The 22,862-nt window shown below is 60.4% G+C and carries 17 protein-coding genes, 1 tRNA gene and 1 pseudogene; 7 read left to right on the top strand and 12 right to left on the bottom strand.

Features of this window, described 5'->3' with window-relative positions; genetic code table 11:
• The first annotated feature begins 228 nt into the window (after window positions 1-228).
• The 3 genes from M0654_RS05655 (at window position 229) to M0654_RS05645 (ending at window position 4,776) form a co-directional block, all read left to right on the top strand.
• The gene (locus M0654_RS05655; protein ID WP_118852428.1) at window positions 229-1,455 is read left to right on the top strand and encodes an ROK family protein; all 1,227 of its coding nucleotides are present in this window, start codon (window positions 229-231) and stop codon (window positions 1,453-1,455) included.
• 19 nt (window positions 1,456-1,474) lie between these two features.
• Window positions 1,475-3,877: a PIG-L family deacetylase gene (locus M0654_RS05650; protein WP_248682197.1), complete on the top strand. Its 2,403-nt coding sequence runs from the start codon at window positions 1,475-1,477 to the stop codon at window positions 3,875-3,877.
• Between the two features lie 77 nt (window positions 3,878-3,954).
• A complete protein-coding gene (locus M0654_RS05645; protein WP_248682369.1) occupies window positions 3,955-4,776 on the top strand; it encodes a DMT family transporter in 822 nt (273 codons plus the stop codon).
• On the opposite strand, the gene M0654_RS05640 is transcribed toward M0654_RS05645, so the two are convergent.
• Window positions 4,712-7,159: a sensor domain-containing protein gene (locus M0654_RS05640; RefSeq protein WP_390919705.1), complete on the bottom strand. Its 2,448-nt coding sequence runs from the start codon at window positions 7,157-7,159 to the stop codon at window positions 4,712-4,714. The two genes, M0654_RS05645 and M0654_RS05640, sit on opposite strands and share 65 nt — an antisense overlap.
• Before the next feature lie 500 nt (window positions 7,160-7,659).
• On the opposite strand from M0654_RS05640, the gene M0654_RS05635 reads away from it, so the two are divergent.
• Window positions 7,660-7,746: transfer RNA gene (locus tag M0654_RS05635), tRNA-Leu, on the top strand.
• Window positions 7,747-7,957: 211 nt separating this feature from the next.
• Here M0654_RS05635 and M0654_RS05630 read toward each other — a convergent pair.
• The 3 genes and pseudogenes from M0654_RS05630 to M0654_RS22725 form a co-directional block, all read right to left on the bottom strand.
• On the bottom strand, window positions 7,958-8,716 hold the full coding sequence (locus M0654_RS05630; RefSeq protein WP_390919704.1) for a flagellar hook-basal body complex protein: 759 nt from the start codon (window positions 8,714-8,716) through the stop codon (window positions 7,958-7,960).
• Between the two features lie 629 nt (window positions 8,717-9,345).
• Window positions 9,346-10,008 (bottom strand): annotated as a pseudogene (locus M0654_RS22910) (flagellar hook-basal body complex protein); the annotation flags it as partial.
• A 228-nt stretch (window positions 10,009-10,236) separates the two neighbouring features.
• Entirely contained in the window at window positions 10,237-10,365 is a 129-nt protein-coding gene (locus tag M0654_RS22725; protein WP_282571537.1) for a hypothetical protein, read from the bottom strand.
• Window positions 10,366-10,580: 215 nt separating this feature from the next.
• On the opposite strand from M0654_RS22725, the gene M0654_RS05620 reads away from it, so the two are divergent.
• A complete protein-coding gene (locus M0654_RS05620; RefSeq protein ID WP_248682194.1) occupies window positions 10,581-12,293 on the top strand; it encodes a flagellin N-terminal helical domain-containing protein in 1,713 nt (570 codons plus the stop codon).
• 62 nt (window positions 12,294-12,355) lie between these two features.
• On the opposite strand, the gene M0654_RS05615 is transcribed toward M0654_RS05620, so the two are convergent.
• From M0654_RS05615 to M0654_RS05605, 3 genes are all read right to left on the bottom strand, one after another.
• A complete protein-coding gene (locus M0654_RS05615) occupies window positions 12,356-12,592 on the bottom strand; it encodes a DUF4189 domain-containing protein (protein ID WP_248682193.1) in 237 nt (78 codons plus the stop codon).
• Window positions 12,593-12,605: 13 nt separating this feature from the next.
• Window positions 12,606-12,965, bottom strand: a complete 360-nt coding sequence (locus tag M0654_RS05610; RefSeq protein WP_118852414.1) for a DUF4189 domain-containing protein — start codon at window positions 12,963-12,965, stop codon at window positions 12,606-12,608.
• Between the two features lie 175 nt (window positions 12,966-13,140).
• Window positions 13,141-14,769, bottom strand: a complete 1,629-nt coding sequence (locus M0654_RS05605) for a Na+/H+ antiporter (protein ID WP_248682192.1) — start codon at window positions 14,767-14,769, stop codon at window positions 13,141-13,143.
• A gap of 281 nt (window positions 14,770-15,050) precedes the next feature.
• Here M0654_RS05605 and M0654_RS05600 point away from each other — a divergent pair, with 281 nt between their 5' ends.
• Window positions 15,051-16,151 (top strand): NADH:flavin oxidoreductase/NADH oxidase, encoded by a 1,101-nt coding sequence (locus M0654_RS05600; RefSeq protein ID WP_248682191.1) that lies wholly within the window; start codon window positions 15,051-15,053, stop codon window positions 16,149-16,151.
• A gap of 39 nt (window positions 16,152-16,190) precedes the next feature.
• Here M0654_RS05600 and M0654_RS05595 read toward each other — a convergent pair whose 3' ends face one another.
• From M0654_RS05595 to M0654_RS05585, 3 genes are all read right to left on the bottom strand, one after another.
• Window positions 16,191-17,771 carry a PAS domain S-box protein gene (locus tag M0654_RS05595; protein ID WP_248682368.1) on the bottom strand — a complete coding sequence of 527 codons (1,581 nt, stop codon included), beginning with the start codon at window positions 17,769-17,771 and terminating at the stop codon, window positions 16,191-16,193.
• Window positions 17,734-18,483 carry an MHYT domain-containing protein gene (locus tag M0654_RS05590; protein WP_248682190.1) on the bottom strand — a complete coding sequence of 250 codons (750 nt, stop codon included), beginning with the start codon at window positions 18,481-18,483 and terminating at the stop codon, window positions 17,734-17,736. The genes M0654_RS05595 and M0654_RS05590 overlap by 38 nt, the downstream gene beginning before the upstream one ends.
• A gap of 135 nt (window positions 18,484-18,618) precedes the next feature.
• Window positions 18,619-19,299 carry a hypothetical protein gene (locus tag M0654_RS05585; RefSeq protein ID WP_248682381.1) on the bottom strand — a complete coding sequence of 227 codons (681 nt, stop codon included), beginning with the start codon at window positions 19,297-19,299 and terminating at the stop codon, window positions 18,619-18,621.
• Between M0654_RS05585 and M0654_RS05580 the strand changes: the two genes are divergently transcribed.
• Window positions 19,207-19,554: a nuclear transport factor 2 family protein gene (locus M0654_RS05580; RefSeq protein WP_248682189.1), complete on the top strand. Its 348-nt coding sequence runs from the start codon at window positions 19,207-19,209 to the stop codon at window positions 19,552-19,554. The genes M0654_RS05585 and M0654_RS05580 overlap by 93 nt on opposite strands.
• Window positions 19,555-19,585: 31 nt before the next feature.
• Here M0654_RS05580 and M0654_RS05575 read toward each other — a convergent pair whose 3' ends face one another.
• Together M0654_RS05575 and M0654_RS05570 are read right to left on the bottom strand one after the other, a co-directional pair.
• Entirely contained in the window at window positions 19,586-20,638 is a 1,053-nt protein-coding gene (locus M0654_RS05575; protein WP_248682188.1) for an ABC transporter ATP-binding protein, read from the bottom strand.
• 19 nt (window positions 20,639-20,657) lie between these two features.
• Window positions 20,658-22,811 (bottom strand): ABC transporter permease, encoded by a 2,154-nt coding sequence (locus M0654_RS05570; RefSeq protein WP_248682187.1) that lies wholly within the window; start codon window positions 22,809-22,811, stop codon window positions 20,658-20,660.
• Window positions 22,812-22,862: the final 51 nt, after the last annotated feature.

The following is a 22,862-nucleotide window of genomic DNA, read 5'->3' as shown; positions in this document are numbered from 1 at the left end:
TCCCTCTGAGCGGTCGGCAGCGTGTTGTTCCCTGCATCCGAGCGACCGGAATGCGTGCTTCTTCTTCGCGGGAGGAGCTCTCCCTCTCTCCCTTCGGTGCCGAGCTGCCTCAGCCCTCCCCTTACGCTTCCGTGTCTCACGGGTTTTGTCAATAAGATAATTTACTTGAATTATCCTATTGCGGTCTTCCGAGGAGTGACGTTATCAATCACGTCGGGAAGGAAACGTATGACGGTACACTCAGTGGGCACACATCCCGTGGCGATCGGCAAAAACCCCGAGCGGAGCCGCGACCACAACCGCCGCGTGGTACTCGACGTTGTCCGGCGCAATGGCTCGCTGGGCCGCGCCCATATTGCAAAACTCACGCATCTGACCGCCCAAGCCGTCGCGAACATCGTTGACGAGCTTGTCGATGAGAACCTCCTGATGGAGATGGGACGGCTTAAATCCGGCCGTGGTCAGCCGCCGATCCAGTTTGCGGTCAATCCGGAAGCCGGCGGCACGATCGGTGTCGAGATTGCCGCCGACCACATGGTCACCGTTTCTCTCGATCTAGCCGGTCGCCTGAAGGCACAGCGCTTCCTGCCGCTGCAGGATACCCAGCCTGAATCGATTCTCGACTGTTTCGCGTCGGAGTTGTCCGCCATTAAGCCGTCGGTCGGCGCAAAACTGTTCGGCACCGGCGTTGTGATGCCGGGTCCGTTCGGCATCGAAGGCTTGACATCAGTTGGCCCGACGACATTGCCTGGTTGGGCTGGCATGGATGCAGCGCAAGCCTTGAGCGATGCCTGTGGACATACCGTTCTGGTCGAGAACGATGCCACGGCGGCTGCCGTCGGCGAACGCCTGTTCGGCGCGGGCTTGGCAATCTCGAACTTCTGCATGATCTATTTCGGCGTCGGCATCGGCCTCGGCATCATTCAGGACGGCGCCCCCTATCGCGGCGCCTTCGGCAATGCCGGCGAAATCGGCCACGTAACTGTTGTGCCGAAAGGGCGCCCCTGCCCTTCCTGCGGCCAACTCGGCTGCCTGGAAGGTTATGCTTCCGTTTATGTCCTGAAGGAAAAACTCGCCTGCCACGGCGTGGACGGCGATGCGCTGGCGAACCTTGCACAGCTTCATGCCGATGGGCATCCCGCAGTCGAGGAATGGATCAGCGAAGCGGCCGCCTATCTCGGGCCCATTGTGGCGATGCTGGAAAACATTCTCGACCCACAGACGGTGGTTCTGGGCGGTGCTCTGCCGGATGCGCTGATCGACGGCGTTATCGCGCAGATGGGCAACCTGCCGACATCGGTGGCGAGCCGACGCCAGCGTGACCTCCCCCGCGTTGTCCGCGGCAAGACAGGACGATTGACCGCCGCACTTGGTGCTGCCTCCCTTCCGCTTTTCGACATGGTGACGCCGAAGCTTGAAACCTCGCTTCCCGCATTCACCGACAATCCCGCATGACAGACTGAGGAGATATTTCATGCTGACCGCCCGCGAACGAATCGAACGGCAGATGGCCGATCCCTCGCTTGTTCGGCTTCATCGGAAGCTCTCCCGGCTGAAGTCCACCGTGACCATGATGAACACCGGCGCCCATCCCGACGATGAGCAGAACGGTCTGCTCGCCTGGTTCCGGCTTGGCCTTGGCATGCGTGTCATCATCGCGTGTTCGACGCGCGGCGAAGGCGGCCAGAATGCTCTTGGCCCGGAACGGCTCGGGCCACTGGGCGTGGTGCGGTCACGCGAACTGGAAGAGGCAGCCCGCGCCATTGATTCCGATGTCTCCTGGCTCGGGCATGGTCCGACGGATCCCGTACATGACTTCGGTTTCTCCAAGGATGGCGATGCCACCTTCACCCGTTGGGGGGAAGCGCGTGTTGTCGAGCGCCTGGTGCGGGCCTATCGCATGGAGCGGCCGGACATTGTCATCCCGACCTTCCTCGATGTGCCCGGGCAGCATGGCCACCATCGCGCCATGACACGCGCAGCGGAAACGGCAATTGCGCTGGCTGCCGATCCCAACGCCTATCCTGAACATTTCGCTGAAGGGCTGAAGCCGTGGAAGGTCGCCAAATATTACCTCCCGGCGTGGTCTGGCGGCGGCGACACCTATGACGACGAGGTGCCGCCTCCGGATGCAACCCTGAATGTCCTGGCCGAGGTCCGTGACCCGGCAACGGGTGCCGAATACGATCGCATCGGTGAGTGGTCGCGTTATTACCACGCCTCCCAGGGCATGGGACATTGGCCGAAGCAAGCGCAGAAAGCCTGGCCGCTGCATCTCAAGCTTTCCGACAACGGCTCGAAGCCGGAGCAGTCCGTGCTTGAGGGGCTGGCCGCCTCCCTCGCTGCACTTGCTGACTTCCCCAGCCTGCCTGCCAATGCCTCCGAAGCGCTGCGCTCGGCAGACGCAGCGATCGCCGTAGCCATTACCGCGTTCCCGGATCGGGACGCCATCATCAGCGCGCTTACCGAAGCTGCGGGCTGGCTGGACATCGCCTCATCGCAGGCACCGGCAGAGTTTTGTGAACTGCATGGCCATCGCATCGCCCGCAAGCGCAGCCAGGTTGATGCCGCTATCCTGGAAGCGGCCGGAGTCTTCGAGGCGGCGTATGCCGAACCGGCCGTCATCTCCCCCGGCGGTGCCGCCACCTTGACGGTGGAGCTTGGCGAGGGTGCATCTACCCTCAAGGTGGACGTTGAGCCGGTCCTGCCTGAAGGTGTCTCCTCCTCCGTCCAGTCGCTGGCGCGAGAGCGCGTCTTCTCGCTGACCGCCGCATCCGACGCACCGCTTTCTAGCCTCTATCTGCCAGCCTGGTCTGCGCTTGGCGGCAACGGGCATGCACATGTGAAGGTGCGCGCCGAAATTGGCGGACGCACCGTTTCCGGCACCTATGATCTCGCCGAACCCTTCGCCGTCACGCCGGCGCAGTCGCTTACCCTGTTCCCGGATGCCTTCATCGTTCCACTCGATGCGCAGCAGAAGGAATGGCCGATCAAGGCAGAGATCACCGGCGTCAACGCGCCTGTCTCCTTCAAAGCCCCTGCAGGCTGGACGATCAAACAGGCAGACGGCGGCTGGATCGCTTCCGCAACGGGCGCCGCCAAGCCGGGCCTTATCGAGATTGAGCCGCAGGTCGCCGGTCGTCCCGCTTACCAGATAACGCCAATTGCCTATCGCCATATCGGCCGCACGAGCTTCCGCTCGCCGTCGGCCCTGAAAATCCTGTCGCTTGACCTGAAGCTCCCGAAGGATGCGCGCATCGGTTATGTCGGCGGCGGTGCGGATCGGGTTGGCCTCTGGCTGTCGCGCATGGGCCTCGACGTCACCGAGCTTGATGCTCAAGCGCTGACGGGGGATCTGTCGCGCTACACAACCATCGTTGTAGGTATCTTCGCCTTTGGCATCCGCAAGGACCTCGCGGCCGCGACCGAGCGCCTGCACCGCTTCGTGGAAGCCGGCGGCCATCTCGTCACCCTCTACCATCGCCCGAGTGACGGCTGGAACCCTAACGAGACACCGGTGCGCCTTATCGAAATCGGTTCGCCGTCCCTGCGCTGGCGGGTGACGGATCCTCGCTCGGAAGTTACGGTGCTTGCGCCCGATCATGTCCTCCTCAAGGGACCGAATGTCATCGGACCGGAAGACTGGCAGGGATGGGACAAGGAGCGCGGCCTTTATTTTGTGTCGCGCTGGGATGACGTGTATGAGCCGCTGCTCGCGATGCACGACCAGAACGAACAGCCGCTGAAGGGCGCGCTGATCTCCGGTGCCATCGGCAAGGGCCGGCATACACACACCAGCCTCGTGCTGCATCACCAACTCGACAAGCTGGTGCCCGGTGCGTTCCGGCTGATGGCAAACCTCGTGCAGCCGGCGTGACGGCCACCGATACAAAGCCCGATGAACCGGTGCGGGAGAACAATACCCGCGTCGCCATCGGCTGGTTGCTTCTCGACATGACGCTGGTCGCCGGCGGCATGACGGCGCTCGTGAAGGCGCAAGGGGCGACCTACCCGGCCTTCCAGCTGGTGTTCATCCGGGCCATGATCGGCCTCTTCTTCATCCTGCCATTGATCTGGCATCATCGGGTGGAACTGACGCGGATAAAGCACCCCTGGCGCAACCTCTTCCGCATTTGCTGCAACGCCATTGCGCTGACCAGCAACTTCCTTGCCATCACCATGCTTCCGCTCGCGATGGTCAACGCTGTGGGCTTCTCCCGCCCGATGGTGACCATGGGACTTGCCGTGGCCATTCTCGGCGAAACCGTGAGCCGCATCCGGTGGATCGGCGCAGGGTTCGCCTTTATCGGCGTGCTGGTGGTCATGGCGCCCGGAACTTCGAGTTTCGATGTGAAGGTCCTGGTCGTGCTGGTGTCGGTCGTGTTCGGAGCCTTGGCGATCATCCAGACGCGTGCACTGAAGGACGAGAACACGACGGTGATGATGGTGTTTTATACCGTCGGACTTGCGGTCATCACGGCCATCCCAGCAGCGTTCACCTGGCAACCGGTCCTGCCGTTCGACTGGATCCCGCTGCTCGGCATCGGCTTCCTGGCGCAGGTTGGCCAATACTGCTTCCTGCGCGCCTACCGTATCGCGGACGCGAGCGTGCTGGCGCCGATCGGCTATCTGTCGATCGTCATGGTCACCATCACCGGCTATGTCTTCTTTGATGAGGTGCCGGAAACGCGCGTGGTCGTGGGCGTGGTCATCATTCTCGCAGCTCTGCAAGGCGCCGCATGGTTAGAACGTCGACGATCCCGTCGAACGGCGTAGGCTTCGCCAGCGCATAACCCTGTAGCACGTCGCATCCGAGCTGTTGCAGGAGGCGAACATGCTCGTTCGTTTCCACCCCTTCAGCGATCACCTTGATGCCGAGCGACTTGCCGATGTCGATGATCGAGCTGATCAGCTTCTGCTGCTTCCTTGACTGCGGAATGCGCTTGATGAGCTCGCGATCGATCTTGAGCGCATGCGGCGATACCTTGAGCAGGCTGATGATCGAGGCATGGCCACTGCCGAAATCGTCCACTTCCAGCTCAATACCGAGCTGCCGAAGTTGTGCAAGCCGTTCAAGCGTCTCACCATCACATTCGTCGAGGAAGATCGACTCCAGCAACTCGAAGGCGAGCGTGCCCGGCGGAATGGAAAGCTTCTCCAGCTTTTTCAGGAGCGTCGGGTCGCTCAGGCGCCGGTAGGATACGTTCACCGAGATCTTCGGGATCGAGAACCCCATCCCGCGCCATCGCCGCGCATCGGCAAGAGCCGTTTCCAGGACCACGGCATCGATATCGGCGACAATCCCGAGTTCCTCGGCCATGGGCAGGAAGCTGTCGGGCGGCAGCAGTCGCCCATCCTGATGCGCCCAGCGCACAAGCGTTTCGACACCCACGACCGCCAGTGACTTCGCGTCGAACTGAAGCTGGTAGAATGGCACGAATTCCCTGGCCTCCAGGGCACGCAGGATGTCGTCCGAAAGGTGTTTAGCGCTGGTGATCTCCTGGAGCGCGCTTTGCGAGAAGAACTCGTGGCAGTTTCGTCCGCGGCTCTTGGCGCGGTAGAGTGCGATATCTGCATTCGAAAGAAGCTGGCGGGCGGACGTCCCAGCATCGGCCGAGGCGATGCCAATGCTGGCGCCCACCCGGCATGTATTGCTCTCATAGGTGAGCGGCTTACCGATCTCCTTGATGATCCTCTGGGCGAGGTTCGACAGCATTCTCGCCGAACCCGTATCCGTGCAGATCACCACGAACTCGTCGCCGCCAATGCGCGCGACGAAGTCATGTGCTTTCACGCAGCCCTTCAGCCTCTCGGCTACGACCCTCAGGACATGGTCGCCTGCCAGATGGCCCAGGGTGTCGTTGATCTGCTTGAAGCGGTCGAGATCGATATGCAGGACCGCGACCTTGCTGTGCTCGATGGGAGAGGCGGCTTCCAGTACGTCTTCAAAATAGCGCCGGTTTGGCAGGCTCGTCAGGTGGTCGTGGAGCGCGATATGTTCCACCCGCCCATGGGCGGCCTCAAGCTCGGCACTTCGCGCTTCCGCGAGCAGCTTGGCACGTTCTAGTTCACGTCGAAGAAGGACGTCCTGTGTGATGTCCCAGTTCGCCCCGACCATCTTGCGGTGGCCGTCGGTGTCGACAAAACATTTGCTGTAGCTTCGGATCGTGCACTCCGTGCCACCCCGCAGGATAACACGATATTCGTCTGCAAACGGCGCCTCGTGCTCCCTGTTTCGAAAGACGTTGTCGATCACGCGTTCTTTGTCATCTGGGTGAAGAAGACTCTCCCATAAACCGCCGATCTCGATGATGCCGCTTCCCTGCAGGCCATAGATGGCGAACATGCGTTCATCCCATTCGGTGACGCCGCTGTCGAAATCCGCCTCGAAGACGCCCACGCCGGAAATCTCAAGCGCCATCTCCAACCGGCGACTGAGGCGCAGGAACTCCGCTTCTGCCGCCTTGCGCTCGGTGATGTCGGTGTCAGTACCGATGATACGCAGGGCAGCGCCGTTTGCGTCGCGCTCCACGCAGGCACCGCGACACTCGATCCAGACCCAGTGGCCGTCCTTGTGCTGCTCGCGATACTCGAAGATCGCGTAGTCCGGATCGCCGTCGCTCTGGCGCTCCATCGCCTCAAGAACCCTGTCCCGATCATCGGGATGAACCTTTTGCAGCCACTCTTCCTTGCTGGCCGCTAGCGGATCTTCCGGCGCAAGCCCGCGGATCTTGCGCCAGGTGTTCGAATAGTATTTGCGCCGCAGTGCGTTGTTGTGGTCCCACACGCCGAGATCAGACGAGACGAGCGCGTTGTTCCAGCGCGTTTCGCGCTCTTCCAGTTCAAGCTGGGCCGCTTTCTCACGCTCCGCGTCCGTCGGTGCCAACAGAACGCAACCCGTATCCTCGGAGCTCAACGGGACAGGCGTCAGACTCATCCGAGACCAGCGCGGCGGGCCGCCGATCATGAAACGTGCCTCAAGGACCTGATCCTTGTTTTCCTCCAGCACTCGCCTGACGGCCAATGACAGCTTTCCGTGGTCATCCTTGTAAATGAGGTCAAGCATGTCGACCGGCATGCCTGCTGGCGCCCAGGCTCGACCAAAAGCGTCGTTGCCAGCGACGATATCCAGCGACGGGCTGACCAACACGAGAGGCATCGGCAGGGCCTTCAATGCGCTGGTCACTGCCGTCAGTTCTGCTGAAGCCCGGCACTCTCCCTGATCTGAACGAAGTCCCAGCACCATTTTCGCCACTCGCTCCACGGCATCAGAGATCCTGGAGTGTACGTTAGAAACTTCTCATTAAGGCGATGTTAAAGCGGACACTGCAATTGCGCCATCCACTCCAGCGAATCCCCGAACCTTCTAACTGTTCAAAAGGAGCCTGAGGTTATACTCGCTTTCGGAGCAACAGCGCCTCAGCGGGAGCACGAGCATCACCCATGGTTACATCGCGGCGCTGCTCCAGATCTTGCAGAGTCAGAAGCCTAGACGCCCGTAGGCAGCGCTAGTGCCTTGTCGGCGGTTGCAGTCTGGTGGCAATGGCACCCTTGCCGCGTGCCAAATTCCTTCAACCCAGAACTATTTTCGCTGTCGGCAAGAAAGTTGAAAAAACCATGTTGACTTGAATCGGTCATACCCGTACATCGCTCTCCGTCGCCCAGATGGCGGAATTGGTAGACGCGCCAGCTTCAGGTGCTGGTACCCGAAAGGGTGTGGAGGTTCGAGTCCTCTTCTGGGCACCATTCCATTTTTCAAGCATTGTTTTTGCTTGATTTTTTGCCCGAAATTGTCCCACTTTTATCCACCCCTTATGGGGTGGTAATCCAACTTGGTTTCACCGCCCGTTTGGATGCTTGCCTGCATTCCAGGCGCTTTCAGCAGCTCATGCCCTAACCGAAGCCTCCAGCCATTTCGGCTGAAGGCTACGACTGAGCTATGTCGCTCCGGTCCCAATCAGCGCTTCAAGCTGTTGACGATATCCCACATCTCAGACCCCGTCTGGAACACCTTCGAGTTCGCCGTATAAACGCGCTGGGACTCGATCATGTTGGTCATCTCGTCAGCCAGATCCACGTTGGAATTCTCGTAGGCTCCCGAGTAGAGCTTCCCGAGATTGCCGCTACCCGGATAACCCATAAGGGCCTCGCCGGATTCGCGATTCACAAGATAGACCGTCCCATTCACAGCGGTCATGTTATCGGGACTCATGACGTCTGCGAGTGCGATACGATAAAGGGCTACGGCCTGACCATCATCATAAGTGGCGGAAACGATGCCATCGCTGGAGATGGAGTAGCCCGTGGGGTTGCTGGCCTTGCTCCCGTCGACGGTCGCCTTGGAAACATTGAATTCGGCTGCAAGCTGGGTTGAACCTGACATGTCGAGCTTCAGCGTCTCGCCGCCGGCGATCGGGACTTCCAGGACGCCGTTGCCCGTTAGACGATTGGTGGTTGGGTCCAAAGTTAGGATTGTGGTGGCCAATGGCGGTGAGCCGGCAACACCGTAGGGGAAGCCGCCAGTCAACGTATCCCTCTGGTCAAACACACTCACTTCCCACTTGTTGTCTGGCCCCTTGGAATAATAGATGTCGAGGATGACAGCACGGCCGGCGGTGTCATAGGCGGTGAGCGCGGACTTGCTCGTGTACTTGCTCCGACCTGGTTTTGGGACGCCACCGAACCGGCGAGATGTGGCCGGATTGTTTCTGAAGATCGAGCGAGATCAAGTGAAATGCTCATGCCATCAGCGGTGGAGAAAGAGGCCGGTTTGGACACAATGTCACTGAGCTCTACGCTCCATGACCCAATCCCTGGGATCTCCACATCGAGGACTCCCGTCGCGTCTGCCAGACTGCCCGTGGCGGGGTCGAATGTCAACGTTGCCTTCGCCAGCGGGGCAGATCCTGGCTCACCGTAAGGAAAGCCGCCAGCAGTCGAATCAGCTTGGTTGAAGAACGCCACCTCCCAGGTGTTCTCACCAACCTTCGTAGAATACATGTCGATGGCGACATCAGACGGCAAACCAGCATAACCCGAATAGGTATCTTTTCGCGTGAAGACCGAAGTCGCGACGTTCGCGGAAGGGGGCACTTCGCCAGCAGCCCTATCAATCTGCCGGGTGTCGGATATGAAGTTTCCGCTGAGCTTTATGGCTCCGGCTTTCGCGGTATCCTCTTCAAGCAGCGACGAGAAGTCATAGTAGAAGTCATCGGCAGGATCTGGGATTAGTTTAGGATTACCGTCGACCACCTTGCCGGTTATGGGATCGAACGTGAGAACCGTCGACGCCATAACTACGTCGCCGCTTGCCAGATCATAAGGGAAACCGGTCGCACCTGATCCGTAGGCTACGAAGGACGTCACTTCCCACTTATTTTCGGGGAGCTTCGTGAAATAGATATCCGTCGTAACGCCCACACCACCATCAGGGGTTGATGTCATCCGCAGGTGCTTGGTGTAGCGGGTGGAGGGTCCATTCTCGGAAGGAGGCGTATCCACCATGATCGAACTGACTTGGTCTGCCTCGATCGGCACGTTGACATTGAAGGTACCAACGGTCGAAGCACTGGCGATCAGCGGAGCATTGCTGAGGTCGATAGTTACGAGATCGCCACCGGGGCCCTCGCCGTCGCGGTAATCATAACCTGCGAGCCGATAGCCGCCACTGTTGAGGAGATGCCCTTGGGCATCCTTCTGAAAGTTGCCGGCACGCGTGAGATACTGCGTGCCATCGGCATCCTCCACAACGAAGAAGCCATTTCCGACGATCGCAATATCGGTCGGCGAATTGGTATAAGATACAGAACCGGCTTCCGAGATTGACCTACGAATAGTCGTCTCGACACCTCCGGAAGAATATCCTCCGGGTGGCTGGTGCGGCATTACGAGTGTGGAGAAGGCAGTATCAGCGCGCTTATAACCAGCTGTGCTTGCGTTTACGATGTTGTCGCTCGTTGTTCCGAGCCGATTCGACTGTGCCTTCATTCCAGACACACTCGAGTTCATTGCGCCAAACAGACTCATCTACGCCCCCTCTGATGCTGCATGCATAAAAACGCATAATTACTGAGGCTTGCGCAAAAATAACTTTTCGTTAACCAATGTGGCGAAGTAACCCGCGAAAATATGATACCATATCAGTAAATTCATTAGCCTGGGCAGCGGACTGTTACTCCCTCGCCGACGCAGGCTGGATTACACAGTCACTGCTGCAGTGGTTCTGGGTAGAGTCAGTTACTCGTAAAATGGGGTCGGCTGGTAGCCGAGGTTCAGCGCCCCCAGCGCTGCGGTCAGGATCGTCATGTCGTTCTCCACGAAGGCGCACGGCTTCGCCTTCCGCAGCCGGATTCGCAAGGCGAACATCATGTCACCCACAGATGGTCTCGGAGATATCCGCAGTTGGCCGCTCGTAGACACTCGGCGCCCAATTCGGCACTACCAGTGCGTCATAAGATGAGTGCGACTCACGTTTAGAGCGCGCACCACTTAGATTGCATTATTCCATCACCTGAAACCACACGTAGCAAGCCTCAGACCAGCTTCGCCCCATAGCCGTTCGGTATCGGGAGAGGTAATAAATGGTTTCTATACTTACGAATACTGCTGCGTTAGCAGCACTGCAAACGCTTCGTACATTATCATCAGACCTGGAAGAAACACAACGGCGGGTAGCAAGCGGGCTGCGTGTCGAGACCGCAGCTGACAACGCGGCATACTGGTCCATCGCGACCACCATGCGTTCGGATGGACGTGCGCTGTCGGCCGTGCAGGATGCCCTTGGCATGGGTGCAGCCTTGGCTGATGTCGCCTATACGGGTACAAGTTCGATTGTCGACATCCTGTCCGAATTCAAGGCGCGGCTTGTTGCTGCAAAAGAACCGGGCGTCGACAAAAGCAAGGTTCAGAAAGAACTTGTACAATTGAACCAGCAGGTGGAGACAATCGTCGGTTCCTCGAGCTTCAGCGGGGAGAGTTGGTTGAAGACCTCGGTTCCAACGCATCTGATGGAAACCGGTCCGCTTGCCACGAACGTCGTCTCTTCCTTCGTTCGGACTCCAGCCGGGAGCGTTTCGGTGCAGACTGTCGACGTGAACCTCAAGACCACAAGCATGCTGAACGAAGGCGGTGGCGGTATCCTGCAAAAAGAGCTTTGGGGCGTCGGCGATATCGGCGGCTTCCGCGGCACCAATATCAATTCGGTGGCGCACCAGGGTCACGAGACACACGTGTTCACGGGTCCCGCGACGTTTTCGGCCACCGACTTCGTCGAGTTTACGCTCGTTATCGACGCCGGGCCCCATACCCCTGGCGTCACGCAAAGCGGTCTGAGGATCGACCGTGCCGCCGTCAACGCCGCCCTTGGCGTCACCGATGGCACGATCAACAGTGCCGAGGACATGCGCAAGGTTCTCAACCACATCTTCGCGGCATCTGTGCCGGCCACGGCGAATGAGATTCTCTTCAGCGGGTCGGTGACGAACACGCGGCTGTTCGAGATCGCATCCCTTGAGACATCAGGACATCCGGGCTCGAGTATCGATGTTACCGTTACATCCACGTCATGGGGTGGCGCCCATCCACCCGGGTTCGGCTTGGGCCTTGAGGACCCGCCGGAAAGAAACCATGACAACATGTATCCGCAGGCGAGCATCAGCTTCACGAAGCCGTTCACCGTCTCGCCGAAATCGGAGATCTACTTCGATGTTCAGGTCGGTCCCGGCATGAACACGACATACAAGATCGACAAGCCGGTCGTGGACGCCGCTTTAGGCACGACAGACGGAGCCGTGACCAATGCTGTGGACCTTGCCAAGGTAATCGAGTTCGTCTCTGCCGGTAGCGGGCTGAAGGCGACGCCGAGCAGCAACACAATCACCTTCGCCGCCGACCAGACCATCTACCCCGAGGCGGGCAATCGTGCGGCCCGTGTTGCGGTGGGCGATGTGTGGTCGATCCCCACATGGGCGCTGGAGTTCAATCTGGATGAGGTGGACATCACTCAGTCGCTGTTCACCATCGACGAATACATCACGGGCGTGGAGTACATGCTGCAGCGCTCGATCTCGAGTGCCAGCCTCCTCGGCTCGCTGCAGAAGCGGATCGAAATGCAGGCCGGATTTGCGACAACCTTGTCGGATGTCATGAAGACCGGCGTTGGCCGTCTGGTAGACGCTGACATGAACGAAGAATCGACGCGGCTCAAGGCCTTGCAGACGCAGGAGCAACTGGCGCGGCAGAGCCTGCAGATCGCCAATACCAATGCGGAAAACATACTGGCGCTGTTCGAGTAAGGCGCGCGGTTCACACAGTCCGGGGACGAGCCGGAGGTTTTCTCCGGCTCGTCAGGTTTATATCAATCGTCTTCGTCGCACTCGGTGATTTCGCACTCGGAGTCCTCGGTCGTGCGGTTGGCACACTCGTTCAGCGCACGCTTGCGCGCCGCGTTCTCCGTCTTGTAGTTGTAGCTGTAGCCGTAAGTGCCTTCATCAGACACGGCGACGCAGCCCCATGCGAATGCGGATGATTGTGTGGCGCCAAGCGCCGTCGCACAAACGAGCGCCGCAAGGCCGTAGCTTCTAACTATGTTCATGGACGCCGGTGTCTTAGTGGCAGTCGGAAACTATGAGCTTGCAGGTCGGGCATTCCGCCAGCGCAGCCTTCTGCGCGGCAGCTTCGGTCGAACCGATGCCGGTTGCATAATAGGCCTTGTTGCCGACATAAGCGCCGCACTGTTCGAAGGTCAGAACAACTTCGCAGGACTCATTGCCAGCAGCCTTGCATTCCTTCATTGCGCTGGCGGAGGCTTCCTTCTTGTTGCCGCCGTAACCGACTGCATAACCAGCATCTTCGGCCGAAGTGCCCGCTTCATCGTTGACTGCGATAGCACCGGTGGCGAGAGCGGAGGTAGCACAGACACACGAAAGCAATGCTGCCGCGAAGGCCGCACGAATATCAAGTTTCATTCTAAAAGTTCCCCTTGCACCACGAAATGTGGCCAACGTCCCCTACCCGATCTTTTGCTTCGGTCAAGTCAGCTTGGGCGTTAATGTTAATCGCGACAGGGATCGCATTCGCGGTGCGCATGAATCGCACTGGATAGCTTATCGGCAGACTGACTACCGTAAGTAGAGCCGCCTTTCAGTCCGCATATCGCGTTTCAAGAAGGTCCAGTTCCCGGATGAGCTTGCGGGCTGTGCCGCTTCCAAGTTCGCGCCTGCGCAACTTGCGGAAAAGCTCCCGCCGCTCGGCGCGGATGGCAGCAAGCCACATCTCGCGTTCAATCCTTTCAGATTGACGTAGAGCATTGCCGGCTTCCCCTTCGCTGTTGCGGCTTTCGATGCGGTGCCGGTAGAGCTCCATGATCTGAGAGGCTGCGGCGACGTAGAGGTCGGCGTCCTTGCGCCCTTCGGCCAGCTTGTGCTGCACACGCTCGATCTCGGCGATCGCAGCCTCGGCCGCGTGAATGCGGGCAATATCCTCTTCGCGATCATGCGCAGGTTCGGCCGGCATCTGCAGGTTGTTCAACAGAAGCGGCAGAGCGATGCTCGCTGCGATGAGCGAAACGATGATCACGCCTGCGGCGAGAAATATGGCGAGGTCGCGTGCGGGGAACGGCGATCCATCACCCATGGCGAAGGGCAGCGTAAGGACACCTGCGAGCGTGATCGCACCTCGCACACCGGCGAAGGACATCGCCGCCACGATCCGCCAATTCGGCGAATGGCTGCTACGACCGGCGCGGAACATCGTAAGTCGCAGCGAAACCCAGACCCAGATGAAACGAAGCGCCGCCAGAGCAGCATTGATCGCCAGGACATATACGACAAGCCACCAGGCGCTCTCATGGCCCGTCAACTTCACCGTCTCAGCCGAGCGAGCGACAATTCCGGGAAGCTGCTCGCCGAGCAGGACGAAGATGATGCCGTTCGCGGTGATCTGGATCACGTCCCAGACGGTGTTGCGGCGAATACGGGTTGCAGCAAGCGCCGTTCCCTTGCCTTCCGCAAAGCTCATGGTCACGCCAGCCGCGACCGCGGCCAGAATGCCCGAGCAATGCAGGTGCTCGGCAGCAAGATATGAGGCGAACGGAATGAGGAGGCTGACAAGGATCTGCGAGCCGCTTTCCTCGCCGATGCGCCGGGTGATCCAGTCCTTGATCCGCGTGACGCCCCAGGTCAGCAGGACGCCGACACTCAGGCCTCCGATTGCGACCCAGAGGAAGGTCAAGGTGGCGTCGTAAAGGGAAAAAGTTCCCGTAAGTGCCGCGGCAGTCGCGAACCGTAGGCAAACGAGGCCGGAGGCATCGTTGAGCAGCGACTCGCCTTCGAGCACGTGCATCATGCGGCGCGGGATCGGTACGCGTTGGGCGATCGCGGAAACAGCGATCGGATCTGTCGGTGAGACGACGGCGGCAAGCGCGAAGCAGACCGCTAGCGGCATGGCCGGGATCATCCAGTCGATGAAGAAGCCGACGCCGACCACCGTGAACACGACAAGGCCGAGAGCGAGTTCCAGAACCGTCGCGCGATCCTTCATCAGCTCATCAGCCGGGATCCGCCAACCATCTAGAAACAGGAGCGGTGGCAGGAACAGCAGAAAGAAGATGTCAGGCTCCAGCGCGACACGCAGGTCGGCCGCCATGCCGATCATTGCACCGAGCGTGATCTGGACAAGCGGCAGGGGTATCGGGGCTGGCAGGCTGCGCGAGATCGCGCCGCTCACAACGACAGCGACGAGCAAGCAGAGAGCGATCGTTATGGTTTCCAAAGCTGCCGAACCTATTCATGCGGATGTTTTTGAAGTGCCGCTTACTTTAGTGCCTGTCTCAGGCAGGGCAAATTCCAACTCATCGCTTTGGCGCGACTGGGACAGCGATGAAGCTGCCAATGTGGCACAAGCATCACGCGGTACAGCACTGTCACGCCTGTACGCCGCGACAGGCGGCTTGTCTTCCTGGCGAACTTTGACAAACTTCGGAGCCTCAAGCGTTATCACCCACTGTACTTGCCCCAGGGAACCTCGCTGTTCCTCCAGACGATAGGAATCACATGGCTACGCCCGCACTTTTCACGCCGCTTCGTGTGCGCAATGTCGAACTTCGCAATCGAATCGTGATCGCACCAATGTGCCAGTATTCGGCGGAAGACGGCTGCATGACCGACTGGCACCTGATCCATCTGGGTCAGCTCGCGCTTTCCGGTGCTGCCCTGTTGACGATCGAAGCAACCGGCGTGACGCCAGATGGGCGCATCACCTATGCCGATGTTGGGCTATATGATGATGCGACGGAAAAGGCGATGGGTCGCACACTCGAGGGTATCCGCAAATGGTCAGACATGCCGATCGCCGTCCAGCTTGCCCATGCGGGCCGGAAGGCATCGACCGAGAAGCCTTGGATGGGCGGTCGCCAGATCGCGCCCGATGCCCCGAACGGTTGGCAGACCGTCTCGGCATCGGCGATACCCTTCGATCCTGCGTACACGCCGCCGACTGCCCTCGACAAGGAAGGTCTTACGCGCATCCGCGATGCCTTTGCTGCTTCTGCGGTACGTGCGGCGCGGCTTGGTCTCGACGCCGTGCAGATCCACGCAGCGCATGGTTACCTTCTCCACCAGTTCCTGTCGCCTCTGTCCAACCAGCGCACCGACGAATACGGAGGCTCACTGGAAAATCGCGTTCGCTTCCCGCTCGAAGTGTTCGAAGCCGTGCGCCACGCATTTCCGGACAAGGCCGTTACCATGCGTGTGTCGGCGACCGATTGGGTGGACGGCGGCCTCAGCGTCGAGGAAACGGTCCAGTTCGCGCAGATGCTGGAAGAACGAGGCTGCGACGCGATCCACGTGTCGAGCGGCGGCCTGCATATCGAGCAGAAGATCCCGGTTGGCCCGAGCTATCAGGTTCCGCTGGCGCGTGCCGTCAAGCGCGCGGTCAAGATGCCCGTTGTCGCTGTTGGCCTGATCACCGATCCGGAGCAGGCAGAGGCGATAATCTCCACCGGCGATGCGGACCTCATCGCACTCGCCCGCACCGTACTCTACGATCCGCGCTGGCCATGGCATGCCGCGGCTGAACTTGGCGCACAGGTGCAGGCAGCACCACAATACCTGCGATGCCAGCCGTCACGCCTCAAAGGCTTGTTCGCGAACTGACCGGAGATATGGCGGCAGCCTCGATCCGGGGCTACTGCCTCACGACGTACCTGGGCGGCCTTTCGGGAACTCGATGACCTCGGCCGTGGACGTGGAGAGTACATCAGTGACAGAGCTGATAAGGCCTGCCGCTGTGAACGGCTTCTGTAGCCGCGGATACTTGGAGATCTCCTCGGGTGCGTCCGCATAACCCGTCGCGATGATGATCGGGATGCCGGGCTTCGTGACGCGGATCGCAGCGGCAAGCTGCGCTCCCGTCATGCCGGGCATCGCATAATCGGTGACGACGCAGGCGATCTCGGGGTCTCTTTGGATGATCTCAAGCGCCTCGATCCCCGTCGCTGCCGACCGAACCCGTGCACCCGCCTCCTGCAGCATGGCTTCCGTGTTGATGAGGATCAGTGGTTCATCGTCGACGATCAGGACCGACTTGCCCGCCAGGGCGAAAACCGGGATTGCCGGGGTGTCCGCATCGGCATCAGCGGCCGGAGCCGACGCATCCGTCAGAGGTAACCAGATGTCAACTCGCGTCCCCTTACCCTTTCGGCTGGTAATGTCTAGCAGCCCGCCCGACTGCTCCGCAAAGCCACTGACCATGGAAAGGCCAAGGCCGGTTCCGCGACCGACGCCCTTGGTAGTGAAGAACGGCTCCTGCGCTCGCGCAAGCGTCGCCTCGTCCATGCCCTTGCCGTTGTCGATGACGCTGAGGCAACAGAACCTCCCCTTGCTGAGCGTCGAAGGCGGTATCTTCTCGGGGTCGGAGGTAATCTGGATCACGCCTTCATCCATGGCGTCGCGCGCATTGACGGCAAGGTTCAGCAAGGCCATCTCAAGCTGGTGGGGGTCTGCCTGAACCATTGGCAGATCCGGCGGCAGGTCGACAAGGAGCGACACCCTTGGGCCGAGGGACCGTTCCATCATGTCGCGCATGCCTTCAACCAGAGAACGCAGGTCAACCGGCTGCGGGTTCAGGCTTTGGCGGCGTGCAAAGGACAACATCCGCTGCGTCAGCGCCGCTCCCCGCTTGGCCCCTTCGATAGCGTTCTCCACCATGCGCGCCGTACGATCATCCGCCGGCACGCGCTTGCGGATCATCTCCAGGCTCCCGAGAATGACCGCGAGAATGTTGTTGAAGTCGTGAGCGATACCGCCCGTCAACTGCCCGACGGCCTCCATCTTCTGGGCCTGGCGCAACGCAGCTTCAGCGCGGCGACGGGCGGTGACATCGACCAGCCCGCCAACGCTTCTCAAGAAACGCCCATCGGCCTCCCGCTCGACGCGGGAGGTGGCCAGAACGTCGATGAAGTCTCCGTCGCGGGTCACGAGCCGGTATTCCCGCTCGTGCAACTCGCCCGCCTCCAGGAGCTGTTTCCAGTCGAGAAGTCTTTGCCGGGCCGATTCCTCGGTCATGAAATTGATCAGCGGACGGCCAATGACATCGCGCCTTTGGTAACCGAGCATGGCGAGCCAGGCATCACTGACGTCCTCGATCCTGCCTTCGTCGTCCAGGGAATGCAGTGGCAGCGGCGTGCGGCGGTAGAGCGAGCGGAACTGCTCTTCGCTGCGCTTCAGGGCCAGTGCCTCATTGGTAGCGAGTGCCGCAAACCGCCGGTCGAACATCGCCGCAACAATCGCCGCCAGAAGGATCAGGAAGGTGATGGAGGCCACGGCAAGCGCAAGCGTGCCCTGATCGACGCTGGCGAGGTCGGCATCCGCTTCCATGCCCTTCATGCATGCCGAAAGACGCGGCGCGCATGCCGGCAAAATGCATGCCGGAGATTGCGAGACCCATGGCAAGCGCCGAGAAACCTTTCTGAAGATAGCCCCCGCCACGGAAGGCGAGCCAAAGGGCAGCAATGGCCGCGCCCATCGCGATGAATACGGAGACCGCCACCCAGGTCATTGAATAGGACAGGGTCGCGTGCATGCGCATCGCCGCCATGCCGACATAGTGCATGGCGAGGATGCCGCCTCCCATGAAGAGCCCGCTGAGAACCAGGGCCACTGTCCCGGCTCGGGGCCGCGAGACCACCGCGAACCCGCCGCCCGTGACGACGACAGCGATCAGCAGCGACAGGATGGTAAGCGCCGGATCATAGGCGACCGTCATCCCGGGGAAGACGTAGGCCAGCATCGCGACGAAATGCATCGACCAGATGCCGCCGCCCATGCACACCGCAGCAGTCGCGAGCCATGCAGCAGATCCGAGACGCGTCGGGGCGGCTGCAATACGCGAGGCGATGTCGAGCGCAGTATAGGAGGCAGCGACTGCGATCAGCACCGCCAGCACGACCAGAATGATATCGTGAGCACCTACGACTGCGTTGGCCAATCTACCTTACCTTCAGCAACTGCTTCGAAGTGGAACAGGTCGATTAGGAGCAAAATAAAGTCAACAGCGAAGACTTCAATCGCATGGCAGTACCGTGTTTTCAGACGGAATCCAGCGGGTGAAATCCTCACGACGTCAACTAAGCCAGCGGCTCCGCTTTCCGTCGCGAACTGCGACATGAACAAGAACGCTCGTGGTGAGCAGGATGCTCGACACGAGTGCGGCGATCGAAAGCAGCCCACCGTTGCTGACCTCAACCTTGGCCTTCAGCCCGGCATCCTTGTTGAACATCATCGACAGTTCAGCCCGCTGGCGCTGTGCGAGAAAGCCTCGCGGCTCATCAGGAATCGTTTCAGTTTCCGCGACTTCAGTACCTGCGTCCTCCCGTGGCACCGCCGCGTGTCCGGCCTGTTTTGAAATGGATGCGATGCGGTTCAATGCTTCAACTCCGTTCGGCAAATGCGTTTGGGGCGAGTCGTCGTCATCAAGAACCTCCTGTTGATGCTCCTGTTTGCGGAAACGTGACAGGATTCGCGAGGTTCCCGTGTCGAGCGCATTGGTTTGTTGCTTGCCTGCCCTATACTTTTCGGCAGGCCGATCACTACCAGCGAGGAAAAAGCATGACGCATTCTGCGGACAGTCGCATCGAAGCCGCGACCGAGTATTTCCGCAGGATCGACCGAGGATCCAACGATCCTCGACCTGTTTACCGATGATGTCGAGGTGTACTTCCCGAAGTTCGCCGTTGGCTATGGAAAGGCGGAATTCATGGAGGTTGCCAAGGGGCTGATGGGCTCGCTGAAGAGCATCCGCCATGACATCGATCGGCTGACCTTCCATGTCGCCGGCGACCATGTGATCGTCGAAGGATTCGAGAGCGGTGTGATGGCTGACGGCACACCGTGGCCTATTGAAGGGCGCTCCGAAGGACGTTTCGCCAACGTATTCGCTTTTGATGGCGACCTGATCAAGCGGCTCTACATTTATGCTGACCCGGATTTCGCAAGCACTCACGAAGAGCGCTTCCTGTGGGGCGACAAAGTCCGGATGTCGAAAGACTGTAAGCGCTAGGCGCCCCAATCAATTTACATCGAACGCACCGTCATGCTGCGACAAGGCGCAGGTCTTCTGGATCCCAGGTCACGTGCACGGTGTCGCCCTTGGCAAAGGGCTGCCCAGAGGGAGGAAGGATTGCGAAGATCTCTCCGGCGGCCGTCGCCAGCGTATACTGGATGCAGTTTCCGAGATAGGCGGCGTAGGCAACCTCGGCCGGAAGCGACATCGCGGAGGGCGCCTGCGACAAGCGTACCTGATGCGGGCGAAGCACCAGCTTCGCCGCCCCCTTGAGGTCCGTTGGCCGCGGCAGGTTAAACGAGTGCTCGCGCAACTGGACTTTCGTCTCAGATCCAGCCTGCGCCACGTCGACATCAAGGAGGTTGGCATCGCCAATGAAGTCCGCGATGAATGCCGATGCCGGGCGCTCGTAGAGGTCGCGCGGCGTGCCCGCCTGGGCGATCTCGGCATTGTTCATGACGATGATCCGGTCGGAAACAGCCATGGCCTCTTCCTGGTCGTGCGTCACATAAACCGCCGTCAGGCCCAGCCGCTGCTGGATCTGCCGGATTTCCTCGCGCACATGCCGGCGCAGTTTCGCATCCAGGTTGGAGAGCGGTTCGTCCAGCAGGAGGACTTCCGGCTCGAGCACGATGGCGCGGGCAACGGCAACGCGCTGCTGTTGGCCTCCTGATAGCTCGGACGGCAGGCGCTTGCCGAAGCCCTTGAGGCCGACCATTTCGAGGGCCGCGTCGGCTCGTGTAGCCGCTTCGCCCTTGGGCACGCGCTTGACCGAAAGACCATAGGCGACGTTGTCCGCCACCGTCATGTGCGGGAAAAGCGCATAGGACTGGAAGACCATCGAGACGCGACGGTAGGTTGCGGAAAGATGGGTTACGTCTTCGCCACCGATCAGGATCTTCCCTTCTGACGCACTCTCGAGGCCAGCGATCAGCCGCAGGGTCGTCGTCTTGCCGCATCCGGAGGGCCCAAGCAGCGTGCACAGCGTGCCGGATTCAATCTCGAGCGTCAGCGGCTTCAGGGCCACCACCGGGCCGTAGCGTTTGGTGACGGATTCAAAGCGAACGGAGCCTTTGGTCATTGTGTCTAGCCCTTTCATGTCAAGCCGCGACGCGGTCAGCGCGGCGCAGGCGACGTCGGCCGATGACGGCCTGAAGCATCAGGATGGCAAGCAGCATGGTCACGATCAGGACCGTGGAATAGGCGATCGCGATGCCGAACTCGTTGTTTTCGACACGCCCGACGATGAAGCTCGTCGCCATGTTGTGGCGCGCCGACACAAGGAAGATGACGGCAGAGACGGAGGTTATCGCACGAACGAAGCTGTAGGTGACGGCGGCGAGCATGGCCGGACCCATCAGCGGCAGGATTACGCGGCGCAGCGTCGTAAAGCTGTTGGCGCCCAGCATGATCGATGCTTCGTCGAGCGACTTGTCGAGCTGGCTCATCGCTGCGATGCCACCGCGCACACCAACCGGCATGTTGCGGAAAATGAACACCAGGATGAGGATGATGGCGGTACCGGTAAGCTCGATCGGCGGGAAATTGAACGCCATGACATAGGCGACGCCGATGACGGTCCCCGGGATGGCAAACGACAACATCGTCGAAAACTCAAATGCATCGCGTCCCACGAACCGTTGGCGCACCAGAAGGTAGGCCGTCGCCAGGCCGACGACTGCGGTTAGCGGAGCTGAAACCGCGGCGATGGTGAGCGTGGTGAAGTAGCTGTCCCAGGCCGCGCCGACAAAATGCACGCCGTTGCGGAAGACGATGCGGAACGCCTTCTCATAGTGCTCGAACGTGAAGGCGTGGTTGTAGCCCCATAGCTTGACGAAGCTGCCGAAGACGATCAGCACGTAAAGGACGAGCGTGAAGGCGGCCCACGGCAGTGCTGTGAGGTAGCAGGCCCACTTCAGTGTCGGGTTGAGGCTGGCATGCTGCCCATTGTCGGCCTTGCCGGTCACGGTTGCGTAGCTCTTCTTGCCCAGCCATGTGCGCTGTGCCACGAAGGCACCAAGTGTCATGGCAAGCAGGATCATCGACAGGATCGCAGCCTTGGCCGGATCGGCAACCGTGCCGACAATCGCGAAGTAGATCTCCGTCGACAGGACGTTGAAGTTGCCGCCAAGCACAAGCGGATTGCCGAAGTCGGCGAGGCTCTCGATGAACCCGAGCAGGAACGCGTTGGCGAGACCCGGACGCATCAGCGGGAAAGATACGCGGCGGAACGTCTGCCAGCGGTTGGCATCGAGCGTCTGGCTGGCCTCTTCCATGGAGGGGCTGATGCCTTCCACGACACCGATCAGGACCAGGAAGGCGATCGGCGTGAACGACAGCATCTGCGCGAGCCACACCCCCCAGAAGCCGTAAAGCCAGCGGGTCTTCTCCCAGCCGAAGGCATCGGCAAGCAGGACGTTCACCGTCCCGGTCCGGCCGAACAGGAGGATCAGGGCCAGACCGATGACAAAGGGAGGGGTGATGATAGGCAGGACCGTGAGGACACGCAGCAGCTTCTTCAGCGGAAAAGAGGTGCGCGTGAAAATCAGCGCGAACGCCAGGCCGAGGGTGGTCGTCCCAAGACCCGCCAACAATGCAAGGGCAAGCGAGTTGACCGCCGGTCCGCAATATCCGTGCCCGACCAGGCACTGGAGCGACCATGTAGTGGGATCAAAAAGACGTGGCAGGAACTCGGAGACACCGAAACCCGCTCCGCCGTGCAACTGGAAGGCCTGCACGAAGATGAAGGCCATCGGATAGAAGACGAACACGCCGACCAGCGCAAGGATCAAGCCGACAAGGCCTGTGACGAAGGCATCGCCCCTGCCCTTGCCGAGGCCGGAAATGCCGGTCGTCATGACGAAGAGCAGCGACAAGGCGACGATGAAAGCGCCCGCGCCCATGCCTGCCTGGGAGACATCGCCAAACAGGTCGAAGCGCGAGCCCTGCCGCAGGACCATGAGGCCCTGACCAACCAGGAGCAGCAGGCCAAGAGCACCAGCGGCGACCGAGGCGCGCGCATGGGTGGGTGCGGAGAGCCGCATGCCGCTGAGGATGAGGGCCGCGAGGAGCGCGATGGCGGGCGCGATCAGCCAGAACTTGCCGGTCAAACCATGAACAAGTCCGGAAGCGCCTTGATTGCCAAGGTCGCTCAACCAGCTAAGGGACCAGAAGCCCCCTGGCACAATATACCATGGCAGCAAGCAAAAGCCTGCCAAACCCACGGAGCTCCAGAGCCTGGTGGTGCGCGTCATCGCAACGATATCCTGAAAAGAGATGACTCGCGCCCTGCGGCGCGAGTCCGG

The organism is Neorhizobium turbinariae, assembly GCF_023223505.1.
Classification (GTDB): domain Bacteria; phylum Pseudomonadota; class Alphaproteobacteria; order Rhizobiales; family Rhizobiaceae; genus Neorhizobium; species Neorhizobium turbinariae.
The sequence above is the reverse complement of the archived record's forward strand: the minus strand, read 5'-3'. Positions and strand labels throughout refer to the sequence as shown.

What these genes read in the sequence shown, in the direction of transcription:
- M0654_RS05655 (WP_118852428.1), top strand. Translation starts at nt 229, where the DNA reads ATGACGGTACACTCAGTGGGCACACATCCCGTGGCGATCGGCAAAAAC.
- M0654_RS05650 (WP_248682197.1), top strand. Translation starts at nt 1,475, where the DNA reads ATGCTGACCGCCCGCGAACGAATCGAACGGCAGATGGCCGATCCCTCG.
- M0654_RS05645 (WP_248682369.1), top strand. Translation starts at nt 3,955, where the DNA reads ATGACGCTGGTCGCCGGCGGCATGACGGCGCTCGTGAAGGCGCAAGGG.
- M0654_RS05640 (WP_390919705.1), bottom strand. Translation starts at nt 7,159, where the DNA reads ATGCCTCTCGTGTTGGTCAGCCCGTCGCTGGATATCGTCGCTGGCAAC.
- M0654_RS22725 (WP_282571537.1), bottom strand. Translation starts at nt 10,365, where the DNA reads ATGTTCGCCTTGCGAATCCGGCTGCGGAAGGCGAAGCCGTGCGCCTTC.
- M0654_RS05620 (WP_248682194.1), top strand. Translation starts at nt 10,581, where the DNA reads ATGGTTTCTATACTTACGAATACTGCTGCGTTAGCAGCACTGCAAACG.
- M0654_RS05615 (WP_248682193.1), bottom strand. Translation starts at nt 12,592, where the DNA reads ATGAACATAGTTAGAAGCTACGGCCTTGCGGCGCTCGTTTGTGCGACG.
- M0654_RS05610 (WP_118852414.1), bottom strand. Translation starts at nt 12,965, where the DNA reads ATGAAACTTGATATTCGTGCGGCCTTCGCGGCAGCATTGCTTTCGTGT.
- M0654_RS05600 (WP_248682191.1), top strand. Translation starts at nt 15,051, where the DNA reads ATGGCTACGCCCGCACTTTTCACGCCGCTTCGTGTGCGCAATGTCGAA.
- M0654_RS05595 (WP_248682368.1), bottom strand. Translation starts at nt 17,771, where the DNA reads ATGTTCGACCGGCGGTTTGCGGCACTCGCTACCAATGAGGCACTGGCC.
- M0654_RS05585 (WP_248682381.1), bottom strand. Translation starts at nt 19,299, where the DNA reads ATGGCGGATGCTCTTCAGCGAGCCCATCAGCCCCTTGGCAACCTCCAT.
- M0654_RS05575 (WP_248682188.1), bottom strand. Translation starts at nt 20,638, where the DNA reads ATGACCAAAGGCTCCGTTCGCTTTGAATCCGTCACCAAACGCTACGGC.
- M0654_RS05570 (WP_248682187.1), bottom strand. Translation starts at nt 22,811, where the DNA reads ATGACGCGCACCACCAGGCTCTGGAGCTCCGTGGGTTTGGCAGGCTTT.